General features: G+C 64.3%; 18 protein-coding genes. 8 read left to right on the top strand and 10 right to left on the bottom strand.

Annotated elements, in window-relative coordinates:
• Nucleotides 1-41 precede the first annotated feature (41 nt).
• On the bottom strand, nt 42-503 hold the full coding sequence (locus tag CLU94_RS10655; RefSeq protein ID WP_070217690.1) for an Lrp/AsnC family transcriptional regulator: 462 nt from the start codon (nt 501-503) through the stop codon (nt 42-44).
• Between the two features lie 99 nt (nt 504-602).
• Between CLU94_RS10655 and ilvB the strand changes: the two genes are divergently transcribed.
• Nucleotides 603-2357, top strand: a complete 1755-nt coding sequence (ilvB, locus tag CLU94_RS10660) for a biosynthetic-type acetolactate synthase large subunit (RefSeq protein WP_099665606.1) — start codon at nt 603-605, stop codon at nt 2355-2357.
• A 10-nt stretch (nt 2358-2367) separates the two neighbouring features.
• On the opposite strand, the gene CLU94_RS10665 is transcribed toward ilvB, so the two are convergent.
• Nucleotides 2368-3225, bottom strand: a complete 858-nt coding sequence (locus tag CLU94_RS10665) for a helix-turn-helix domain-containing protein (protein ID WP_251349274.1) — start codon at nt 3223-3225, stop codon at nt 2368-2370.
• 113 nt (nt 3226-3338) lie between these two features.
• Between CLU94_RS10665 and CLU94_RS10670 the strand changes: the two genes are divergently transcribed.
• From CLU94_RS10670 to bamE, 5 genes are all read left to right on the top strand, one after another.
• The gene (locus CLU94_RS10670; protein WP_099668261.1) at nt 3339-4778 is read left to right on the top strand and encodes a cytochrome P450; all 1440 of its coding nucleotides are present in this window, start codon (nt 3339-3341) and stop codon (nt 4776-4778) included.
• A gap of 35 nt (nt 4779-4813) precedes the next feature.
• On the top strand, nt 4814-5275 hold the full coding sequence (locus CLU94_RS10675) for a GNAT family N-acetyltransferase (protein WP_099665607.1): 462 nt from the start codon (nt 4814-4816) through the stop codon (nt 5273-5275).
• Nucleotides 5272-5631 (top strand): nucleotide pyrophosphohydrolase, encoded by a 360-nt coding sequence (locus CLU94_RS10680; protein WP_099665608.1) that lies wholly within the window; start codon nt 5272-5274, stop codon nt 5629-5631. Before CLU94_RS10675 ends, CLU94_RS10680 begins: the two co-directional genes overlap by 4 nt.
• A gap of 62 nt (nt 5632-5693) precedes the next feature.
• Entirely contained in the window at nt 5694-6482 is a 789-nt protein-coding gene (locus CLU94_RS10685; RefSeq protein ID WP_099665609.1) for a hypothetical protein, read from the top strand.
• On the top strand, nt 6479-6787 hold the full coding sequence (gene bamE, locus CLU94_RS10690) for an outer membrane protein assembly factor BamE domain-containing protein (RefSeq protein WP_099665610.1): 309 nt from the start codon (nt 6479-6481) through the stop codon (nt 6785-6787). The genes CLU94_RS10685 and bamE overlap by 4 nt, the downstream gene beginning before the upstream one ends.
• 35 nt (nt 6788-6822) lie before the next feature.
• Here the strand turns inward: bamE and CLU94_RS10695 are convergent, their stop codons facing one another.
• From CLU94_RS10695 to CLU94_RS10705, 3 genes are all read right to left on the bottom strand, one after another.
• Complete coding sequence (locus CLU94_RS10695) at nt 6823-8478, bottom strand: methyl-accepting chemotaxis protein (RefSeq protein ID WP_099665611.1); 1656 nt, start codon at nt 8476-8478, stop codon at nt 6823-6825.
• Between the two features lie 438 nt (nt 8479-8916).
• Nucleotides 8917-11073, bottom strand: coding sequence for a DEAD/DEAH box helicase (locus tag CLU94_RS10700; protein WP_099665612.1), 2157 nt, complete (start codon nt 11071-11073; stop codon nt 8917-8919).
• Between the two features lie 272 nt (nt 11074-11345).
• Nucleotides 11346-12191 (bottom strand): alpha/beta fold hydrolase, encoded by an 846-nt coding sequence (locus CLU94_RS10705; protein ID WP_099665613.1) that lies wholly within the window; start codon nt 12189-12191, stop codon nt 11346-11348.
• A gap of 135 nt (nt 12192-12326) precedes the next feature.
• Between CLU94_RS10705 and CLU94_RS10710 the strand changes: the two genes are divergently transcribed.
• Nucleotides 12327-13943, top strand: a complete 1617-nt coding sequence (locus CLU94_RS10710; RefSeq protein WP_099665614.1) for a M28 family peptidase — start codon at nt 12327-12329, stop codon at nt 13941-13943.
• A gap of 140 nt (nt 13944-14083) precedes the next feature.
• Here CLU94_RS10710 and CLU94_RS10715 read toward each other — a convergent pair whose 3' ends face one another.
• From CLU94_RS10715 to CLU94_RS10725, 3 genes are all read right to left on the bottom strand, one after another.
• Nucleotides 14084-14500, bottom strand: a complete 417-nt coding sequence (locus CLU94_RS10715) for an SRPBCC family protein (protein ID WP_099665615.1) — start codon at nt 14498-14500, stop codon at nt 14084-14086.
• Between the two features lie 132 nt (nt 14501-14632).
• Nucleotides 14633-15331, bottom strand: coding sequence for a dienelactone hydrolase family protein (locus CLU94_RS10720; protein WP_099665616.1), 699 nt, complete (start codon nt 15329-15331; stop codon nt 14633-14635).
• Between the two features lie 88 nt (nt 15332-15419).
• Nucleotides 15420-18593, bottom strand: coding sequence for a polymer-forming cytoskeletal protein (locus CLU94_RS10725; protein WP_143451396.1), 3174 nt, complete (start codon nt 18591-18593; stop codon nt 15420-15422).
• A 115-nt stretch (nt 18594-18708) separates the two neighbouring features.
• Between CLU94_RS10725 and CLU94_RS10730 the strand changes: the two genes are divergently transcribed.
• Complete coding sequence (locus tag CLU94_RS10730) at nt 18709-19713, top strand: GlxA family transcriptional regulator (RefSeq protein ID WP_077399151.1); 1005 nt, start codon at nt 18709-18711, stop codon at nt 19711-19713.
• Nucleotides 19714-19725: 12 nt separating this feature from the next.
• Here CLU94_RS10730 and CLU94_RS10735 read toward each other — a convergent pair whose 3' ends face one another.
• Together CLU94_RS10735 and CLU94_RS10740 are read right to left on the bottom strand one after the other, a co-directional pair.
• Nucleotides 19726-19959, bottom strand: a complete 234-nt coding sequence (locus tag CLU94_RS10735) for a hypothetical protein (protein WP_034784311.1) — start codon at nt 19957-19959, stop codon at nt 19726-19728.
• Between the two features lie 118 nt (nt 19960-20077).
• Nucleotides 20078-21184, bottom strand: a complete 1107-nt coding sequence (locus CLU94_RS10740) for an S-(hydroxymethyl)glutathione dehydrogenase/class III alcohol dehydrogenase (RefSeq protein WP_099665618.1) — start codon at nt 21182-21184, stop codon at nt 20078-20080.
• Nucleotides 21185-21336 lie beyond the last annotated feature (152 nt).

Below are 21336 nucleotides of genomic sequence, written 5' to 3' on the forward strand. Positions count from 1 at the left end.
CCATCGGGGAACCAGGGAAAAACTCCCGCCGTGCGGGGGAACTAGCGTTGCAAGGGCAAATAACTCTGTTTGAGCTGGCGCAACACGAAACTCGATTTGCTGTGGCGGATGCCGGGGATTTTATATAAGCGCTCGCGCAGCAGGCGTTCATAGTCGCGCGTGTCGCTCACCGCAATGCGCAGGTAGTAATCGTAGTCGCCCGAGACGAGGAACGCTTCCAGCACTTCCGGGATCATGGCCAGCGCGTGGCCGAATTCGAACAGGGCCTGGTCGGAATGGTCGTCCAGGGTCACTTGCACGATGACGGTGTCGGCCAGCCCCACCTTGGCCGCGTTGACATTCACCGTATAGCCTTCGATGACGCCATCGTCTTCCATGCGCTTGATGCGCGCCCAGCACGGCGACGAGGTCAGGCCCACCTTGGCACTCAGGTCGTGCAGGCTGATGCGGGCATCCTGCTGCAGGGCCGTCAGGATGGCGAGGTCGAATTTATCCAGCTTCATTCTGTCATATCCTTATTTCACAGCAAATTTTACTGAATATCGCATTCTATACGAGAAAACCAGCAGCCTTTTCTGCTGCATAAGGCAGAAAATAAGGCCATGAAACCCGATCCCGCTCCCCTCCTCGCTCCCGCCGCCGATCTTGCGCCGCGCAACGGCGCCAGCACCCTGATCGACACCCTGCTGGCCCTGGGCGTCGACACCGTCTTCGGCTACCCGGGCGGCGCCGTGCTGCCCCTGTACGACGCGCTGCACGCGCAGCCCCGCCTGCGCCACGTGCTGGTGCGCCACGAACAGGCGGCCGTGCACGCGGCCGAAGGTTATGCGCGCAGCACGGGCCGGCCTGGCGTCGTCTTCGTCACCTCCGGCCCCGGCATGAGCAACACCACCACGGGCTTGCTCGACGCCCTGTGCGATTCGGTGCCCGTCATCTGCATCAGCGGCCAGGTGGCCAGCACCAGCATCGGCACCAACGCCTTCCAGGAATGCGACGCGCTGGGCATCTCGCGCCCCGTCACCAAGTGGAACCGGCAAATCCGCGCGGCCGAGGAAACGGCCGTCGTCGTGCACGAAGCATTTATCCAGGCCACGCAGGGCCGGCCCGGCCCCGTGCTGGTCGATTTTCCCAAGGATCTGCAGCTGGCGCCCGTCACGCAGCACGCGCCGCTGCCGCCCGCCGCATCTGCCGCCGCCCTGCCGCAGCCCGCCGACCTGGAACGGGCCGCCAGCCTGATCGCCGGCGCGCGCCAGCCCGTGTTCTATGGCGGTGGCGGCCTCGTCAATTCCGGCCTGGATGCCTGCGCCGCCTTCCAGCAACTGGTGAAACTGGCCGCCGCGCCGTGCACCCTGACCTTATTGGGCCTGGGCGCCTTTCCCGCCTCGCACCCGGCCTTCCTCGGCATGCTGGGCATGCACGGCACCCTGGAAGCGAACTTGGCCATGCACCATGCGGATCTGATCGTCTGCGTCGGCGCCCGCTTCGACGACCGGGTCACGGGCCGCCTGGATGCGTTTTGTCCTGGCGCAAAGGTCATCCACATCGACATCGACCCGGCCTCCATACACAAGGTGGTGCGCGCCGACGTGGCCCTGCGCGGCGACTGCGCCCCCGTATTGGCCGCCTTGCTGGCGCAGCTGCGCGGACGCCTGCTGGCGGACCGCCAGCCGTGGTGGCAGCGCATCGACGCCTGGCGCGCCCAGGACAGCCTGGCGTTCGACGATACGCCGGAGGTGATCGCGCCACAGGCGCTGATGCGGCGGCTGCAGGCGGCGCTGGACGGCATGGACGGCGGCGACGTCATCGTCTCCACCGACGTGGGCCAGCACCAGATGTGGGCGGCGCAGCACTTGCGCTTCGAGCAGCCGCGCCGCTGGCTGACGTCAGGCGGCGCCGGCACCATGGGCTATGGCTTGCCGGCCGCCATCGGCGCGCAGATCGCCCATCCGGGCAAGCGCGTCGTGTGCGTCAGCGGCGATGCGTCGATCTTGATGAATATCCAGGAACTGGCCACGGCCGTGCAGCACCGCCTGCCCGTGAAAGTGGTGCTGTCGAACAATGGCTACATGGGCATGGTGCGCCAGTGGCAGGAACTCATCCATGGCGGGCGCTACAGCCACAGCTACACGGAAGCGCTGCCCGATTTCGTCGCCCTGGCGCGCGCGTTCGGCTGGCAGGCGCGCACGGTGAGCCGGCGCGAGGAGCTCGACGCGGCACTGGCGGCCTGCCTGGCATCGGAGGGCCCGTACTTCCTCGACGTGCGCGTGCATGGCGCGGAAAACTGCTTCCCCATGATGGCGCCCGGCGCGGGGCACCATGAAGTGACCTTGCGCAAAGGCGTCGTCTACACCGGGTAACAAATCCTGTTCAACTCCACACCCTGTATATCCAGTAGCTTTCATCGTCGCGCATGGCGCGCGCCAACTCGGTGGGGCTCAAGCCCGTGATTTCGCGCGTCTCGCGGCAAAAATGGGCCTGGTCGGCGTAACCGCCGCTGGCGGCGACGTCGGACCAGGACGCCGTGCCCTGCAGGATGGCGCCGCGCTCGTCGAGAAACAGCTGTTCCGCGCGGCGCATGCGGCGCAAGGTGCGCATGGGCTGGCCGGCCCAGGCCTTGATGCGGCGCTCGATATTGCGCGCGCTGCTGGCCAGGCCCGTCGATGCCGCCTGCACGGCCAGGCGGCGCACCCAGTCCTGCACGGCGCCGGCCGGATGGTCGCCGCTCTTGCGCGCCAGCGCCCAGCGCGGCGCGAGAAAATCCTCCACCAGCCTGACGCGGACCGCATCGTCGGGCGCCGCCAGCACGGCGTCCGACAGGGCCAGCCAGTCCCCATCGAACAGCGCGTCGAGCGGGCGGAACTGGTCCAGCAAGCCATCCATCGAGACGCCCGACAACGCATGCAGGGCGGCCGGGTAGAACATCACCACAAACGTATGCACGGGGCCGGGGTTGTAGCTGACCAGCGGATACGAGCGGGGGCCGCCGAACAGCGCGGGCGGCATGCGCACGTCCCGCAGCGACAGGCCCGGCGCTGCCGCTTCCACGTCGCCCGCGACGGTCCAGACGATGCTGCACATGGGCGCGGCGGGAAAGCGGTTCAGGCGCTGCGCCGGCGGCAACGGCGCGCAGCCCGTGGTGTCGCGCACGAGGAAGGCTCGCACGCAGGAAGCGAGCGCCGTGCGCGGCGCGATCAGGCGGGTCAGGGGCGTAGGGGCGGCAGGCATGGCGACGATTGTACCGGCAATTTCCGGCCGCGCCCGATGTCGTATTCGTTCAAGACGCGGACGCGCAAGCGCGCTACAGTGAAGTCATTGTCGCCATCCACCAGGAGTACGCCATGCCCCCGCTCGATCACGCCGCCGCGCCCGCCACCACGGCCCTGCGCCAGATTCGCCGCCTGCCGGGGCCATTCGCCCTGCCCATCGTCGGCAACAGCCTGCAGATCAAGCTCACGCGCATCCACCGCGACGTGGAAGAGTGGGTGCAGCGCTACGGCCCCTACCTGCGCGCCTGGTTCGGCCGCACCCTGGTGCTGGTGGTGGCCGACAGCGAGGCCGTCGCCGCCGTGCTGCGCGACCGGCCCGACGGCTTTCGCCGCCCCCTGAGCAGCTCCATCGTTTCCGAGGAGATGGGCGGCATCCCCGGCCTGTTCCTGGCCGAGGGCACGGAATGGCGCAACCAGCGCCGCATGGTCATGGCCGGCATGGCGCCCGGCACCGTCAAGGCCTACTTCCCGGCGCTGGCGACGGTGGCGCAGCGCCTGCAGCGGCGCTGGCATCTTGCCGCCTCGCAAGGCCAGGCGATCGACCTCGATGGCGACCTGAAACGCTACACGGTCGACATCATCGCCGGCCTCGCCTTCGGCACGGAGGTCAACACGCTGGAAGCGGGCGAGGACGTGATCCAGCGGCACATGGACGCCATCCTGCCCGCCGTGGCGCGGCGCAGCCTGTCGATGTTCCCGTATTGGCGCTACGTCAAGCTGCCCGTCGACCGCCGGCTGGACCGCGACGTGGCGGCCCTGTCCGCCGCCGTGGCCGACCTGGTGCAGCAGGCGCGCACGCGCATGGCACGCGACCCGGCACGCCGCGAGCATCCGCCCAACCTGCTCGAAGCGATGATCGCCGCCGCCGACGAAAAGGACAGCGGCGTGAACGACCGCGCCGTGGCCGGCAATGTGCTGACCATGCTGCTGGCGGGCGAGGATACGACGGCCAATACGCTGTCCTGGATGATTTACCTGTTGCAACGCCATCCGCACACCCTGGCGCGGGCGCGCGAGGAAGTGCGGCGCCTGGCGCCCGACGCGGCCCGCTTCACGATCGAGCAGATGGATAGCCTCGACTACCTGGGCGCCTGCGCCAGCGAAGCCATGCGCCTGAAGCCGGTGGCCCCCTTCCTGCCCGTCGAGGCGCTGCGCGACACGGTCATCGCCGATATCGCCGTGCCGGCCGGCACCCTCGTGTGGTGCGTGATGCGCCACGATACGGTATCCGATGCGCACTTTCCCGACGCGCAAGCCTTCCAGCCCGAACGCTGGCTGGCCGAGGGCGGCGAGGCGAACAACAAGCGCGCTTCGATGCCCTTCGGCGCCGGCTTGCGCACGTGTCCGGGCCGCTACCTGGCCTTGTTGGAAATCAAGATCGCCATGGCCATGCTGCTGGGCAGCTTCGACATCGCCGGCGTCGACACGCCCGATGGCGGCGAGGCGCAGGAACTGATGGGTTTTGTAATGTCGCCCATCGGCTTGACGCTGCGCCTGGCGCGGCCGCAGTGATACCATGGGGGAAGTCCCATTCATTCGACCTCCCCATGACCATCCGCCTGGAATCGCCGCAGCAAGCCGACGTGCAAACCCTGATCGCCGAGCTTGATGCATATCAACAGACCCTGTATCCGGCCGAGTGCGTCTACTCGCTGGACCTGGCGTCCGTGCCGTCCGATACCCTGCTGTTTGCCGTCGCCCGCGATGCGGCGGGCACGGCGCGGGCCTGCGGCGCCATCGTCGTCACGCCCGCTTTCGGCGAGCTCAAGCGCATGTACGTGCACCCTGACAGCCGGGGACTGGGCCTGGCAAAACGTTTGCTGGCCTTGCTGGAAGAGCAGGCGCTGGCGCGCGGCTGCCGCTTGCTGACCCTGGAAACGGGCATCCACCAGCCCGAGGCGATCGCCCTGTACGCGCGCCACGGCTACCAGCGGCGCGGACCGTACGGCGACTATCCCGACGACCCATTCAGTGTCTTCATGGAAAAACCGCTGCAGGTGGCCGCATGAGCGCGCCCAGCGACAGCCTGCTCGACATCCGCGCGCGCCTGCGCGCCTTTGCCGACGAGCGCGATTGGGACCAGTTCCACACGCCGAAAAACCTGGCCATGGCCCTGTCCGTGGAAGTGGCGGAATTGGCGGAACACTACCAGTGGCTGGCCACGGGCGCGGATAGCGAACTGGACGAGGCGAAGCGCACGGGCATCCGCCACGAACTGGCCGACGTGCTGATGTACCTGGTGCGCCTGGCCGACAAGAGCGGCGTCGACCTGCACGCGGCCGTGCTGGAAAAGATGCAACTGAACGCACAGAAATACCCGGCGCAGCAGGTGCGCGGCGACGCGCGCAAATACAGCGAGTACTGATAGCGAGTGCTGACACGCCCACCCGTGCGTGGCGGATGCGAAAAAAGGCGTAGCATCAAGCCATGCGTATTTATCGATTACTGCTGATCATAGGCTTGCTCCATGGCCCTATTGCGCTGGCGCAAACCGCGCCCGTGCCGCAGGTGAAGGTGGACGCCACGCGCGACCCCGTCGACAAGTCCTACCGCAAGATGCTGCAGGGCGTGGACCGCTTCGAGCGCGACCATGCGCTGGCGCCGCAGGCCGTGCTGCGCTTCCGCTTGCTGCCGCGCCAGCCCGGCGTGGACATGGCCGGTGTGCAGCTGCGCATCGCCGGCGACACGGTCAGCATCCCCTTGCCCTTGGCCGAAGACAACAGTTTTGCCCCCGTGCGCAATGCGCAAGCGGCGCGCGAAGACGCCGTGCTGCTGGCCAACCGCAAGGCCACCACCATGAGCTGGCGCGCGCAAGTGATCACGCCCGGCTTGCCGCCCGGCACGCGGCGCCTGGGCGACCTGCGCCTGGAATGCCGCGCCGGCATGGATTCCGGCCTGATCTCGAACGACCCGCAAATCATCGCCTGGCTATCCAGCATGCTCTACAGCACAGATAAAGTGTGTTCCGAGCCGGATGGCAATTATCTGTTCTTCACGGACCGTCCCCTGTTCGGCGTGACCCTCGTGCATGGCGAACGCCGCCTGGCGCTGCCGTTCACCATGCTGTACGCGGGCGGCGAGCAAACGCCCGCCTCGCTGCCCTATTGCGATTGCCAGGTCTTGCTTGATCGCACGTATTACGCGCCCTTGTGGGATAGCAACTGGCCGGACGACACCCTGCTGGAATTTACTTACATGGACGAGGTGGCGCCATGAAGTGGCTGTCGCTGGTCTTGTTGACGCTGCTGGCCGCCTGCTCCGGCACGCGCGCCTTGCAAGCAAGCAAGAATGTTCCCTACGCCACCCTGGAGCAAGCCGTGCAGCCGGGCAGCAGCACGCGCGAACAGGTGCGCGCCGCGCTGGGCGACAGCACGTCCATCCGTTTCGACAGCGGCAAGGAAGTGTGGATGTACACCTATCCGGCGGCCTCGGGCGCGCAGGGGGAATATGTGATTCTGTTTGGCGGGGATGGGGTGGTGAAGCAGGTGCGCGGCGGCGAGGTGTACCGGGTACGGAAGTGATTCCCGCCAGCATGGCGCTGGCGGGAGTGGCATGCTTATCGTGCCTTCAGCAAGGCCCGCGACGCGACGCCCGCGCCCACGCTGCGGCCCACGCCGGCAACCTTGCGCTTGGGCGACGCCTTCAGCTTGAAGATGCCGATCGACTGGGCCACGCTGTCGGTGCGCTGCGCCAGGTTGGTGGCGGCCGCGGCCGCCTGCTCCACCAGCGCCGCATTCTGCTGCGTGATGCCATCCATGTGGATGACGGCCTGGTTGACTTGCCCGATGCCCTGGTTCTGCTCGCGTGTGGTCGAGGAAATCTCGTCCATCACTTCCGTCACGCGGGCTACCGAGGCGATCACTTCCGCCATGGTGGCGCCCGCATTGCTGGTCAGTACGCTGCCCGCGTTCACGGTGGCGATCGAATGGTCGATCAGGTTTTTCACTTCTTTCGCAGCCGTCGCCGAGCGCTGCGCCAGGCTGCGCACTTCGCCGGCCACGACGGCGAAGCCGCGGCCATGCTCGCCCGCGCGGGCCGCTTCCACGGCCGCGTTCAAGGCGAGGATATTCGTCTGGAAGGCGATGCCGTCGATCAAGCCGATAATGTCGAGAATCTTGCGCGACGAGCTGCTGATCTCATCCATCGTGGTGACCACTTCGCTGACGATGGTGCCGCCCTTGGCCGCCACGGTGGACGCCTGCGCCGCCAGGTCGTTGGCCGTGGCCACGTGGTCGGCGCTGTTCTGCACGGTTGACGTCAGTTCTTCCATGCTGGCCGCCGTCTGCTCCAGGCTGGACGCCTGCGATTCCGTGCGGCTGGACAAGTCCATATTGCCCGTGGCAATTTCCGCCGTGGTGATGCGGATATCCTCGAAGTTGGCGCGCACGTCGCCGATGATGCTGTGCAAGTTGATGTTGGTCTGGCGCAAGGCCGCCATCAATTGACCCATGTCATCGTCGCGCACCTTGTCGATGACGCCCGTCAAGTCGCCGCCGGCCATCTTGCGCGCCACCGTGATGGCGTCGCCCAGCGGGGCGACGAGGGAATTGTGCAGATGGGCCCAGAAATACAGCATCAGCGCCACGGCGGCAGCGGCGGCACCGCTGAGCCAGCTGCGCGTGGCCGTGCTCGTGTCGCCGTCGATATTCCACACGGCGCAGCCGAGGATGGCCAGCACCACGCCGAAGACGATGCAATGCAGTGCCAGGTCTTGCGACAAGCTCAGCTTGCGCCACTCGGCCAGCTTGGCGGCCCAGCCCTGGCGCACGACGCGGCCATTGCGGATCGCCAGGTTGGCGCTATTGCCGTCTTTGAAACTTTTATACAGGGCTGCCGCTTCGTTGATCTGCTCGCGCGTGGGCTTGGTGCGCACGGACATATAGCCGATCGGGCGGCCGCTTTCGATGACGGGCGTGATATTGGCGAAGACCCAATAGAAATCGCCATTCTTGCAGCGGTTCTTGACCATGCCGGTCCAGGGCATGCCCGTCTTGATGGTGTCCCACAGGTCGGCAAACGCTTCGGCCGGCATATCGGGATGGCGCAGGATATTCTGTGGCGCACCCAGCAGTTCCATTTCTGAAAAACCGCTGACTTCAATGAAATACTGATTGGCGTAATTGATGTTTCCCTGTAAATCCGTGGTGGAAACAATCGTCATGCCTTCATTTAATACGTATTCATTTTGCGTGATAGGCGTATTGACCCGCATCGTCGCTCCTCTATTTTTTTTCAACTAGCATAACAAAAACATAAAAACAATATACCACATCAAGCACCCATGATATATCGCCTCGGCGACAGTGACGCCAGTCAAACAATTTAATAAAAGTCAATTTATTTATGTTTTAGGATTTACTTTGATTCAACTTGATTGATTTTATTGAAATGCAAAATTTAAATTGCGTGCATATACAATAATTAATAAAAAATTATGTATCGATGCAGCAGGCAATAAATATGGCGTTTACGCCGATAAAAAGATGCAAAGGAGCCGTGGCCATTGCCGGCAGATGGCAATACCTGCCGCCAACCATAACGCGGCAATCATGTTTATTTCTTGAGGGAAAATAAAAACTGGCGCGAATGCGCCAGTGGGGGATGTGTCTCCAATCCGCGACACAGGCGCCGGAGCGCCCGTGGGAATGGCTTACTTGTACGTTTTACGGGGCGGCGACTTCGGACGCGGCGGCGCAGGCTTGCGCTCCGTCGTGCCATCGTCCAGGCTGATGCGCAGTTTCTGCCCCGAAACGACGACCGATTTCAGGTGGTCGAGGATTTCCGGCGGCATGCCTTCCGGCAAGTCCAGCACGCTGTAGTTGTCAAAGATATCGATGCGGCCGATATGCTTGGCTTCCAGGTTCGCTTCGTTGGCGATGGCGCCGACGATGTTGCTTGGCGTTACGGCGTGCTCACGGCCCACTTCGATACGGTAGGCCGTCACGCCCGGGCGTGGACGTTCCTTCTTCGGCGCGCGCGGGGCAACTTCGCCCGCGTCCGCCGGCGCATCCTTGAACGCTGGCGCGGACTTGGCGGCGAACGGCTTGCGCGGCGCGGCTGGCGGCGCCAGGTCCGGTGCGTCGCCGTCGCGGCTGATGCGCAGCTGCTGGCCCGCCACCCACACGGTTTTCAGCTGGTCCAGCAATTCTTTCGGCATGCTGTCTGGCAAGTCCAGGACGCTGTAGTCGTCATAGATTTCGATGCGGCCGATGTTTTTCGAATCGATGCCCGCTTCGTTGGCGATGGCGCCCACGATATTGCCCGGCTTCACGCCATGCTGATGACCTACCTCAATGCGGAAGGTTTGCATGCCGGCGTCGGCCGGACGCTGGATGCGTTCCTTTTTCGGGAAGGCCGGGCGCTCGCTGCGCTCGTTGCGGTCGAAGCGGTCATTGCGTTCGAAACGGTCATTGCGTTCAGGGCGGTCGAAGCGGTCTTGGCGCGCAGGACGGTCGTCTTGCCACGTGGCTTGCTCGCGCGCCTTGTTCTTGTCCAGCAACAAAGGCACATTGCCACGCGCCATCTTCGCCAGGGCGGCGGCGATTTCGATGGCGGGAATGTTTTGCTCGCGTTCGAAATCTTCGATCAGCGACTGGAACTGTTCCAGTTCGCCCAGGGCCAGGGTTTCGCTGATCTGTTCCTTGAACTTGGCGATACGCACGTCGTTGACGGCCTGGATCGTCGGCAGTTCCAGCATGCCGATCGGCTGGCGGGTCGAGCGTTCGATGGCTTTGAGCAAGTTCTTCTCACGCGGGGTGATGAACAAAATCGCTTCGCCGCTGCGGCCGGCGCGGCCCGTGCGGCCGATGCGGTGGGTGTAGCTTTCCGGATCGTGCGGCACGTCGTAGTTGACGACGTGGCTGATGCGCTCGACGTCCAGGCCGCGGGCGGCCACGTCGGTGGCGACCAAAATGTCGATCTTGCCGTCTTTCAACTGCTGGATCGTGCGCTCGCGCTGGGCTTGCTGGATGTCGCCATTGATGGCGGCAGCCGAGAAGCCGCGGGCTTGCAGCTTGCCGGCCAGCTCTTCCGTACCCAGCTTGGTGCGGGCGAAGATGATCATGCCGTCAAACGCTTCCGCTTCCAGGATGCGGGTCAGCGCGTCGAGCTTGTGCATGCCCGACACCAGCCAGTAGCGCTGGCGGATGTTGTCGGCCGTGCCCGTCTTGGCGGCGACCGTCACTTCGGCCGGGTTCACCAGGTAGGTGGTGGCGATGCGCTTGATGACGGAAGGCATGGTGGCCGAGAACAGGGCCGTTTGATGCCCTTCCGGCGTTTCTTGCAAGATGCGTTCGACGTCGTCGATAAAGCCCATGCGCAGCATTTCATCGGCTTCGTCGAGTACCAGGGTTTTCAGCTTGGACAGGTCGAGCGAACCCTTGTCCAGGTGATCGATGACGCGGCCAGGGGTACCGACGACGACGTGCACGCCGCGGCGCAGGGCCGACAGTTGCGGGCCGTAGCTTTGGCCGCCGTAGATCGGCAGCACGTGGAAGCCGGGGATGTGGGCGGCGTACACCTGGAACGCTTCGGCGACCTGGATGGCCAGTTCGCGCGTCGGTGCCAGGACCAGGGCTTGGGGTGAGCTTTGTTTCAGATCGATGCGCGACAGGATCGGCAAGGCGAAGGCGGCGGTCTTACCCGTGCCTGTTTGCGCCTGGCCCAGCACGTCGCGGTTCGCGAGCAATAATGGAATCGTCGCCGCCTGGATAGGCGACGGTGTTTCGTAACCGACATCCTTGAGCGCGCGAACCAGCGGCTCGCTCAGGTTAAGGTCGGAAAATAAGGAAATTGGTGTATCAGACATGAAATCACTCACAAGTTCGCTCGAATCGCCCAATGCGAAAGAGTGTATCTGCTAGTTTACTCTTTACTGGACCTTACCGGGTGGCTGCATGCCGCAGAACGCCGTTTTTTGCGCCATATCTACGTAAAAAAGGCAGAAAAATCGGCGATCCGCACGCATTTGGCGCGTGATTTTGCCAACATTAAACGATACACAACAATATGCCGGCTGCGCCTGTTCTGCGTGGCAACAGCTACGGCGGGCGCCGCGCCGTCACGGCGCCCGCCCCCGCTTCAGGTGCGCAAGAACTCCAGCAAGTCCTCGTTCAGCCTATCCTTGTGCGTCGTCGCCAGGCCGTGCGGCGCGCCCGCATACACGAGCAATTTGCTACCGATGATGAGCTCGGCAGTGCGCCGCGCCGAGGCGGCGATCGGCACGATCTGGTCGTCGTCGCCATGGATCACCAGGGTCGGCACGTCGAATCTGGCCAGGTCGCCCGTGAAATCCGTTTCCGAAAACTGCTTGATGCACAGGTAGGCGGCCGGCATGCCCGCCTGCATGCCTTGCCGCCAGAAACTGTCGCGCACGCCCTGCGACGGCTTCGCGCCGGGCCGGTTGTAGCCATAGAAGGGCTCGCTCAAGTCGCGGAAAAACTGGCTGCGGTCGGCCTGCACGCCTGCGCGGATGGCGTCGAACGCGGACAGCGGCAAGCCCAGCGGATTATCGGCCGTCTGCAGCATCAGCGGCGGCACGGCGCCCACCAGCACGGCGCCGGCCAGGCGCTGCGTGCCGTGGCGGCCGATGTAGCGCGCCACTTCGCCGCCGCCCGTCGAATGGCCGACGAGGGTGGCGCCCGTCAAGTCCAGCGCGGCGATCAGGGCGGCCAGGTCGTCGGCATAGGTATCCATGTCGTTGCCGCCGAACGGCTGGCTGGAACGGCCATGGCCGCGCCGGTCGTGCGCGATGACGCGGTAGCCGCGCGAGGCCAGATAGAACATCTGGTCTTCCCAGGCGTCGGACGACAATGGCCAGCCGTGGCTGAAGACGACGGGCGGGCCGCTGCCCCAGTCCTTGTAGTAGATCAAGGTGCCGTCGGCGGTACGCAGGGTATTGCTCGATTGCAAGTCAGGGCTAGTCATGGAACGCTCCTTGTCGGTGGACCAGCAGCCATTGTGGCCCCAATCGGCTGGTGCGCGCCGCGCGCTACGCCAGAGCATTGCGGTAGAGTAAGATTACCGCTGCTTTGCTTTCCCGTATTCACTTTTGGAGTTGTCATGCGTTTTCCCTTCGTCCTCGTCGCCAGCCTGTTCAGCACGGCTACCCTCGCCCAACCGCTCGTTGCCGAGGCGCCCCTGCGCGCCCACCTGTCCTTCCTGGCCGACGACTTGCTGGAAGGACGCGGCACGGGCCAGCGCGGTGGCGACCTAGCCGTGCGCTACCTGGAAACGCAGGCGGCCGTGGCCGGCTTGCAGCCCTTGCCGGACGGCACGTATCGCCAGGCGCTGACCATCGTCGGCAGCAAGGCATTGCCATCGAGCACAGTGACCTTCAGCGCGGGCGGCAAGACCTTGTCCCCCGCCTTCGGCCAGGACATCGTCTTTGGCGCGGCGAATGGCCAGCAGAAAGTGGCGTTCGACGCGCCCGTCGTGTTCGCCGGCTACGGCATCCGCGCCCCCGAAGAGCAGTGGGACGACTTCAAGGGTGCTGATTTAAAAGGAAAAATGGTCATCCTGATGGTCAACGACCCGCAGCCGACCGTTGCCGAACCGAACCGCTTTGCCGGCAAGTCGCTGACCTGGTACGGCCGCTGGGTCTACAAGTACGAGGAAGCGCTGCGCCAGGGCGCCGCCGGCGTGCTGCTGATCCACACGACGGCGTCCGCGTCGTATCCGTGGTCGGTGCCGGCCAATGGTTTCGGCCATGAACGCTTCAACCTGGCCGGCGCGGGCAATGCGATGGAAGGCTGGCTGCAGGAAGACATGGCGCGCGCCCTGTTCCAGGCGGGCGGGCAAGACCTCGATGCCTTGCGCGCGCAGGCGGAAACGCGCGAATTCCGCCCCGTGGCCTTGAACGCGACGGTCAAGGTGGTCTTGAACAGCCAGATCCGCAGCATCGAGCAATTCAACGTGGCCGGCATCGTGCCGGGCACGGATCCGAAACTCAAGGACGAAGCCGTGATTTACTCGGCCCACTGGGACCACCTGGGCAAGGATGACGAAGGCAGCGCCCGCTCAGGGCAAAGCGACCACATCTACAACGGCGCCATCGACAATGCCTCGGGCGCGGCGGCCCTGCTGGCCATGGCGCAAGTTGCGGTAAAACAACCTGCACGGCGCACGCAGATCTTCCTGTGGCCGGCCGGCGAGGAAACGGGCATGCTGGGCAGCACGGCCTACACGCGCAAGCCCCTGTGGCCGCTGGCGAAAACGGCCGCCGACCTGAACCTCGACAGCATGAACTTCGTCGGCAAGACGCACGACATCGGCGTGGCCGGCGCCGAGCGCAGCAGCCTGTACGCGAGCGCCGCCAAGGTGGCCAAGCGCATGGGCCTGCGCCTGGCACCCACCATTCCCGACCTGTCCGGCGCGTTTTACCGGGCCGACCACTTTGCGTTTGCCAAGGCTGGCGTGCCCGCCTTCAACGTGGGCTCGGCCGTGTTTTCCGGCGACGGCTCGTTCGACTTCGTCAAGGAGCCGAAAGCGTCCGGCGAGCGCCTGGTGGCGTTCAAGAAGGATTACCACCAGGTAACGGATGAATACCACCCGTCGTGGGACCTGTCGGGCATGGTGCAGCAGGCGCAGTTCACCCTGAACCTCGGCTATGAAGTGGCGAACGACAAGAATTTGCCTACATGGAACAAGGGCGAAGCGTTTGGCAAGGTCAAACGCTAGGCGCCATGAAAAACACCGGCCTGTGCCGGTGTTTTTTTAAGAGTGCTGGACAAAATGTTCAGGGCTAGGCGTGTTGCCGAAGACAGTACGAATGTACGGCGAGGCAACGCAACAACGCCATGGACTTTTTGTCAGGCGCTCTAAATTGCCATGATGCGTTTCAGGTCGACGAAGGCCGTTTCATACAGGTGCTGGAACGCACCCACCATGACTTCTTCCACACCTTCGGCCGCATCGAACTCGCTAGCCCATTCCGCCACGCAGGAAGCGCCGCCCGGCTCGCCCGTGACGCGCAGGGTGGAGCGGTAGTTCTTGACGGGGATCGGCCCCGATACGATGGTGTAGCTGTAGCTCTTGTCCGCCTCGCTGTAGCTTTGCAGGCGTTCGGCGATGATGGCGCCGTCCGTGGTTTTCAGGCGGCGCACGCGGCCGCCGTGTTCGGACAGGCTGGTCTTGATCGAGCTCGACCATTCAGCCAGCGACTGGAAGCCGCCGATAAAATCCCACACGCGTTCGGCGCTTGCCGCCAATGTTACAGAAACAATTACTTGGGCCATCTTTAATTCGGTTCCTCATCCAGGTTTGCCGGGCGTTGCCCGGCACAGCCGCTATTTTAGCGCCCATGCGGCTTTGTTGCTGGGCGCGTATTGGGCTCGAGAATAACAACTGGCCGGCCTGGCGAGGCAGCCTTACAGGTTTTCCGCCAGGAAAATCAAGGAATTGCCGTGCGCGTGGGCGGCGGCGCGCTGCTGGTAGCTGTCGCGGTGGGTGCAGTTGAAACCGTGCTCGGCGCCCGGGTAGATATGGATTTCCACGTCTTGCCGGTCTTCGAAGCGTTCGGCGATCTTTTGCACGGCTTCCGGCGGAATGTGGCTGTCCTGGCCGCCAAAGTGCATGAGCAGCGGCACCTGGATGCGGTCGGCCAGGTCCAGCTTGTTCTGGATGCCGCCGCCGTAATAGGCGATGGCCGCGTCGACCAGGCCAGCCGCGGCCGTCTGGAACGACAAGCGGCCGCCGAAGCAGTAGCCGACGGACGCCAGCTTGCCCGTCACTTCCGGACGCGCGCGCAGGACGGCGATGGTGGCGGCGATATCGGCGTCGGCGTGGGCATTGTCGGTAGCCTGCATGAGTTCGACGGCGCGCTTCCAGCCGTCCGCGTCATAGCCCAGTTCGATGTGCGCACCGGCGCGCCAGAACAGGTCGGGCACCAGCACCACGTAGCCATCGGCCGCGTACTGGTCGGCCACGGCGCGGATGTGCTCGTTGACGCCGAAAATTTCCTGCAACAGGATGATGGCGGGGCCCTTGCCCACGTGCGGCACGGCCAGGTAAGCCTGGAAGCTGCCGTCCGGGCCGGCGATATCGATCCACTGCGATGTTGTGCTCATAGAAACTCCAGTCTGAGGTTGGGGGGAATGCCACAGCCAGGCATGTTACTGGTTTTTCCCTCTTTCTGCGCCCACCCTTTGTCCTGGCTCAATACATCTCGCGCAGGTAAATCACCGGGCCCGACTTGAAGACGCCAAAGACGACGGTGCCCACGGTGCTGGGCAAGTACGCGATGCCGGGCACGGACACATCGACGCTGCCGGTCTTGCCGGCGCCGGGCGCCGCCACAATCAAGCGTCTATTCGGCGGCAAGATGCCCTTGTCGAACGTATAAGTAATAACCGTGTTAGCGGGGAATGCAAAGTCCTTGCACACCAGTGTTTTCTTGCAATTGGCAAACACCACCTGCGCGCTGCCGAAGGCGCTGATGCTGTCCAGCAGACTGGTGACCCAGGTCTTGCCGTCCCAGTACTGCGCCTGCACGGCCAGGCGCACGGGATAGCGCTCGGAACCGTAGTCATGCGGCACCATCAGGCGGCCCGTGAGCACGGTCAGCTGCGCTTCCTTGCCATCGGCCGGCGCCGAGCTCACATTGCCAGCTGCCGGATAGGCATACGTCGCGCGCAGCAGCAGCCCCGTCGGCGATGCCAGCGCTGTCGGCTGCTTGGGCACGGCATAGGCGGCGGGGAAGCTGTAGGCGATGGCGCGCGTGGCAACGCCATTGGTAAAACTGGTGACGGGTACGCCCGTCACGGCCGCAGGTACTGTTGCCCCATCCGTCAGCGTGCTGCCCGATGGCGCCGTGGGCGGATATTTGTTGTTCCCCGTGGCCGCGTCATACGGGACCAGCGGCACCTGCGTTTTGTTGATGTCGGCATTCCTGGCGTCGAAGTTCTTCGTCTCGTTGCCGGCGGCCGTCTGGGCGCGGATGGTCAGGTCGAAGGGCTGGCGCGAATACACGGCGCGGTTGCCGGCGCACACGAGCGGCGTGCTGCACGGGAAAGGAAACTCCGTCTTCGTCCCCCCCGGGAGGTCCACTTGCTTGACGACCAGTTCCGTCACAAAGTGGTGCGGATAAAAGAGCACGGGGTCGCTCGTCCCCGGCGACGTCAGGCTGCTGCCCAGATAACCGTTTTGCAGCGCGGCCGTGAAATTGATCTTGCCCACTTCGGGCCAGACCAGCGGCGGCGCCGTGGTGACGCCCCCTTTTTTCAAGAAATCGAGATCGCCGCCGACCGTCGGATTGGCAGGCGTGTTAACGTCCGGGTTTTCGTAGACCGGCGCCAGCAAGATATTGCCAAGCACGACTTTTTGCACGGCGACACCGCTTTCGTTGCCGAAATTCTTCGTCACGGCACCGGCCGCGTTGACGGCCGACAGCATGATGGTCATACCGGACGTCAAGGGCGCCGCCGCCAGGCCCGCGCGCTGAATCGGCGCCAGCTTCGTGAACAGAAATTTCGCTGGCGCCACGATGACCGTGCCGCTACCGCTCATGTCCAAACCTTTGTCGCTGCCGCTGTCCGGCTTGTAGGCAGCCGTCAGGATCAGCGCTCCCGCATCGGCATACAGCATGTTCGGCTTGGCCACGCCATCGGCGCCAAACGTCACATTCACCTTGGTGCTCGCCACGGCGCAGCTGCTCTGGTCGCTGCCAGCCAGGGCGACATAGCTATTTTGGACGCTGTCAAAGATGCGCGCAGGCAATGTTCCCTTGTCCGGATTGCTGTACCCGCAAGTCAGGTTCAATTGCTTGGTCTGGCTGGCGAACATGGGCACGCACACGTCCCTGTTGCCGGACGAGGTCTGCAAGGCGCTGATTTCCAGTACGGCCACGTCCTCCGCGTAGCGCGGAACGCCGCTTACCTGGAAGCCGCTGGAGAGAAAGCTGATCTGGCAATTGCTCGTGTTGCCGCCGCTCTTGCACACCAGCGCCCCCGCCGTGGCGGGCGTGCTGACCAGGCTCAGGGTGGCGATGCCCACCGTGGTCTGGCGCACCGTGACATTGGCGTTGACGCCGCTGGCATCGATCTGCGTCGGCACGCCGCCCGGGCTGACGGTGACGCTGGGGCTACCCTTGTACACCGCGCTGCAGCTGGCGTCGGCACAGGCAGTCACCGTCACCGTGGGCACCTGGCAAGTGAGCGCCGTCAGCGGGTGCTCGATCTGGAAATGGTGCAGTCCGCTCGGCGTGCCGGGCCCGCACTTCGGCCCCATCGGTTCATTGAAGGCCCAGCCGCTGTTGTTCGTCACGCAACTGCACGGGTTCGACGGTGTATACGCCTTGCAAGTGATGGTTTGCTGCACCCGGCCCTGCCAGCCCAGGGTGATGTGGTCGACCAGCGCATTGCCCGTGATATACGCGTTGGACGAGTCCAGCGTGACGTTGCCGCCCTCGACATTACCCTTCACGCCATTGCCGGAGGCGATGCTCAGGGAGCTGGACGCTTTCACGTCGCCCGTGACCAGCAGGCCCGAGGCCTTTAAGTCGATGGTCGGCGACGTCAGGTTGCCCTTCACCTGGCTGCCCGAACCGACTGTCAGCGAGGTGCTGGCCGTGATATCGCCCTGCACCTGGCTGTTCGCTGCCTCGATGCTGACGACGGGCGCCTTGGTGGTGCCATTCAGGTTGCTGCCCGAACCAAGGCTGAAGGAATTGACCGCCGTCACGTCGCCGGTAATCGACACGCTGGAACTGGTGGTGATGCTGCTGCCGTTGACGGGTCCCGTTATAGTCGAGCTGGAGCCGATGCTGACGTTGCCGCTGGCCTTCACGCTGCCCGTGATCGTGACCTTGGAATTGCCGCTGATCGAGCCGCCGCTGATGGCGCCATTCAGCGTCGAGCCGGAGGAAATGTCGATATTGCCCGTGGCCGTGATATTGCCCGTCACCTTCACGGGCGTGCCGCCCAGGGAAACGGACGCCGCCGAGATATCGGCCACGAGCACGGTGCCGCCCTGCGACCCCACCTTGAAATTGCCGCCCTTGGCCGTCAGGCTGCCGCCCGTGATCTTCAGGTTGGGCGGATTGACATTGCTGATGTCGATATTCTTGTTGGCCGTCAGGGCCGCCGTGCCGCTCATGCTCAGGCCCTGGTTGTAGTCGATGCTCACATCGCTGTTGACTGTCACGCCATAGCCGCTGGCGATGACGACGTTGTCGGTGCTGCCCATGATCAGGCTGGCGCACGTGTATTGGGTGCTGGACGCCGGCAGGGTGCAGCCGCTGACGGCGCCGCCATTGAAGTTGAGCGTGGCCGCGTGGGCAAGGGATGAGCCCAGCAGCAATGTCAGGGCGGCAAAAATGTGGAGTAAGCGCACGATATCGAGGAATCCGGTGGGTGGGGAGCCAGCGGGCGCGCGGATTATTTCATGCTAACCTACGCCATCGCTGTTGTTGCATTATGGCAGTATTTATCCCCCTCGCGCATATCGCATGATCAAGCAAAGCCCCAAAGAATTCCCCCTGCGCACCGTCGACATCATCGTCTATCCCGGCTTCAAGGCGCTCGAAGCCATCGGCGCCATGAAAGTGTTTGACTACGCCAACACCCATTTGCGCCTGCGCAATCTGCCCGGCGGCTACGACGTGCGCATCGCCTCGACAGCCATCGGCCCGGTCGAGTCGGACACGCTGATGTCGCTGCACGCCAGCAAGGCGCTCGATGTGAACCGCCTGCCCGACCTGGCCGTCATCGTCGGCTGCCACCACGTCGAGCAAGTCTTGCAGGACATTCCCGCCCTCGCCGCCTGGGTGGCCGAGGCGGCGCCGCGCATCGACACCCTGGCAGCCCTGTGCACGGGCTGCTTCTTCCTGGCCGAGGCCGGAGTGCTGGACGGCAAGAGCGCCGCCACGCACTGGAGCGCCGTGGATAGCCTGCGCCAGCGCTATCCATTGATACAGGTCAATGCCGATGCGATTTTTGTACGGGAAGGGAAATTCTGGACGTCGGCCGGCGTGACGGCCGGCATCGACCTGGCGCTGGCCCTGGTGGAAGACGATTTCAGCCGCGATATCGCGCTGGAAGTGGCCCGCGACCTGGTCGTGTATCTGAAGCGGCCCGGCGGCCAGTCGCAGTTTTCCGTGCACCTGTCGAGCCAGATGACGACGCACCCGACCATCCGCCAGTTGCAGGGCTGGATCATGGAGCATCTTGCCGAAGAGCTTACCGTGCCGCTGCTGGCGGCCAGGCTGGCCATGAGCGAGCGCAATTTTACGCGCGTGTTCCAGCGCGAAACGGGGACCAGTCCCACGGAATTCATCGACACGGCCCGCTTTGAAGTGGCGCGTCGCTTGCTGGAAGACAATGTGTCTTCCTTAAAACAGGTGGCCGTACAGGCGGGCTTGCACAGCGAGGACAGGCTGCGCCGCCTGTTTCAAAAGAAACTCGCCATCACGCCACGCGATTACCGCGAGCGCTTTTCCAGCACGGCGCGCTAGGCGCTGCGGGAATCAGCGCGGCTTGCCGTGACGCACGTGGCGCGTCGCCAGTTGGCGGCTCTGCCGGGCCAGCGGCGTAAACAGCAGTGCGCACAGCAGATACGTGGCCAGCAGCGCCAGCCAGATGGCGGGCGTGGCGAGGCTGGCGGCATTGCTCCACCACAAGGCCAGCAGGGAAGACAGGGCCGCGCCGAGGAAGACGGGCAGCATGCGGCGCAAGGTCGCGAGGTAGGCAGTGGCAAACATGGACGGCTCCCGAAGCAAGGCGGTGATGTCTTCACACTAGCAGGGGCAGGCGGCGAAGTACAGCGCGCCGCCCTGCCCCGTCCGTCAAGTGTTGCGCAATGAGTACAGTCAGATAAAATTAATACAACACGACGGAACGGATCGATTCGCCGCTCTTCATCAGGTCGAAACCTTCGTTGATGCGTTCGAGCGGCAAGCGGTGCGTGATCAGGTCGTCAATGTTGAGCTTGCCTTCCATATACCAGTCGACGATCTTCGGCACGTCCGTGCGTCCGCGCGCGCCGCCGAAGGCCGAACCGCGCCATTCGCGTCCCGTCACCAGCTGGAACGGACGGGTGGAAATTTCCTGGCCCGCCGCCGCCACGCCGATGATGAAGGACTTGCCCCAGCCCTTGTGCGTGCACTCGAGCGCCTGGCGCATCAGGGTGGTGTTGCCGACGCACTCAAACGAATAATCGGCGCCGCCATCCGTCAGTTGCACGATGGCATCGACGACGTTTTCCACCTCGTTCGGGTTGATGAAATGCGTCATGCCGAACTTGCGCGCGATGGCCTGGCGCGCCGGATTGATGTCGATGCCGATGATTTTATCGGCGCCCACCATCTTCGCCGCCTGGATCACGTTCAGGCCGATGCCGCCCAGGCCGAACACGGCCACGTTGGCGCCCGCCTCGACCTTGGCCGAGAACAGCACGGCGCCCACGCCCGTGGTGACGCCGCAGCCGATGTAGCAGACCTTGTCGAACGGCGCGTCGGAGCGGATTTTCGCCAGCGCGATTTCCGGCACGACGATGTAGTTGGAAAAGGTGGACGTGCCCATGTAGTGGAACAGCGGCTGGCCATTCAGCGAAAAGCGGCTGGTGGCGTCCGGCATCAGGCCGCGGCCCTGCGTGGAGCGGATGGCCTGGCACAGATTGGTCTTTTGCGACAGGCAGAACTTGCACTGGCGGCATTCCGGCGTGTACAGGGGAATGACGTGGTCATCCTTTTTCAGGGTCGTCACGCCCGGACCCACGTCGACGACGATGCCGGCCCCTTCATGGCCGAGAATGGCGGGAAAGATGCCTTCCGGGTCGGCGCCGGACAGGGTGTAGTAATCGGTATGGCAGATGCCCGTGGCTTTCAGCTCGACCAGCACTTCGCCGGCGCGCGGGCCGGCCAGGTCGACTTCTTCGATGGTCAGCGGGGCGCCCGCTTTCCAGGCAATCGCGGCTTTGGTTTTCATGTATGTCATTCCTGCTCGGTTTCAGATGCGCCATTATCGGGCGCCGGCGGGCGCGGCGGCGCAAGTGCCGGCGCGCTTGTCTGAAAACGCGGCGCATTTGTCCGATGCCACCGTACGTTTGCGCCAGCTCAAACTTCCCGCCGCAAAGACGC

Origin of the sequence: Janthinobacterium sp. 13 (genome assembly GCF_002749695.1) — a bacterium.
Classification (GTDB): domain Bacteria; phylum Pseudomonadota; class Gammaproteobacteria; order Burkholderiales; family Burkholderiaceae_D; genus Janthinobacterium; species Janthinobacterium kumbetense.